The sequence below is a fragment of the Metalysinibacillus jejuensis genome (assembly GCF_003057615.1).
Classification (GTDB): domain Bacteria; phylum Bacillota; class Bacilli; order Bacillales_A; family Planococcaceae; genus Metalysinibacillus; species Metalysinibacillus jejuensis.
Window position 1 is genome coordinate 1 of sequence record NZ_QAFW01000117.1, and the last position, 1628, is coordinate 1628.

Below are 1628 nucleotides of genomic sequence, written 5' to 3' on the forward strand. Positions count from 1 at the left end.
ATCAAGTGAAACGGGGACAATCGTTAATTTATCTTTAGACATAGAGATGGCACCTCCTTAAAATTGATACCTTTATGGTACCGGAGGTGCCTGAATGAATATATGCGTTATTTGATTACGGGCTTACAATAAAAAGTTTAAATTAAATAGGGAATCACACATAAACCCCCTAACAAGTTATGAACAGTTTGTTAGGGGGTAATAAAGTAAACTAATTTACAATAAAGTCAATCCATGTATGTTCTTTTGAACGGTCTTTTTTCACCATTGTAACTTTAAGACTGTACTCACCTTTTTGAGGATAGTCAGAAAAAGTCTCTGTAATTTTAATTGGCTCAATTGTTGAAGGTATTACACGTGTAGTAGCCGCTTCATGAGAATAAATGCGTTTACCATCGACACGTTTATAGATTGAAAATGAAAAGTGAGTGGTATTGATTTCTTGTTGCATGATGTCTTTTTGAGATGCTACTTCTAACTCTAGCTGTTGCAAGTATGTATTAGAAGAAACGATTAAATCTTTATCAGTATAGAAGGCCGGTATTGATTGATATAGCTCATTTACTGTAGTTAGTAAAGACTGAGGTGTGCTTACCATCGATGTAGGAACACGTGAAATATTATAGGTTCCTTGACCAAATGTGTTAGTATCCAATACTGTTGAGTAAGTCGCTTTATAACCTAAAGATTGAATAGCCTGTTCTGATAATTCATCAGAGGCACCAAATGGATAAGAATAACTTAAAATAGATTGCCCCGTATTTTTTTGGATTAAGTGTTCAGCAAAGAGCGCATCATCTGTAATATAATCTTTGCGAGATAACGTTAAAGGTTTGTTGTTAATATCGCTCTCTAATAAAATAGCTTCAAAGCCAGTTAAATTATTAGCACGCCAATGCAGATTATGAGAATGGTTTCCTAAAGTAATATGTGGCGTAGCGGCCATCTCAGCTAGTTGCTCCCATGTAACCATAGGCGCATTAAAACGAGAGCCTTTTTGCACATCGCTAGTAATAGGAAAGAAAATAGCTTGCATGTTTAGTTCCTTAAGAATAGGAAATGCATTAGTATAAACGCTTTCATATCCATCATCAATAGTAATAATAATCGATTTTTCTGGCAGGTTTTTATTACCATTCAAAAAGTCATAAAAATCTTGTTCTGCTACTGTATTGTAACCGTGGTTTTGGAGCGCTAATAAGATTGCTTTAAAATTATCAGGGGTTACATTAATATTATTTAGACGTGGATATTCTCCTTCTTCAAAGAAAGAATGAAAATTGATGACAACTACATTAGAAGCATAGTTAGTTTCAGCCTTTGTAGTGGTGGTAAATGTAGACAGTATAGCAATTGATAGTACAAAAATACGTATGTAGTGTTTAAACAAAACCTGTTACTCCTTTAATTATATTTGTGGCAAGTAAGTATGGATACTTTAAGTGAAATTTTTATTTACAATGTCGTAAGCACAGCTTGCCACTTTACTTTAATAATAAATCACACGTGTTGATTAACCAAAATCATCCAATATCTATTTGATAAAGTTCGCGGTGGAATTCGACTATTTCTTTGAGTCCAATCCGCCATTCAATCGGCAAGGTATCACAAATAAACTGGCGTTTAAA

General features: G+C 33.9%; 1 protein-coding gene. It reads right to left on the reverse strand.

What is annotated here, in order from left to right; all coding sequences use genetic code 11:
* Window positions 1-211: 211 nt before the first annotated feature.
* Complete coding sequence (locus tag DDE80_RS14290) at window positions 212-1390, reverse strand: polysaccharide deacetylase family protein (protein WP_108308606.1); 1179 nt, start codon at window positions 1388-1390, stop codon at window positions 212-214.
* Window positions 1391-1628 lie beyond the last annotated feature (238 nt).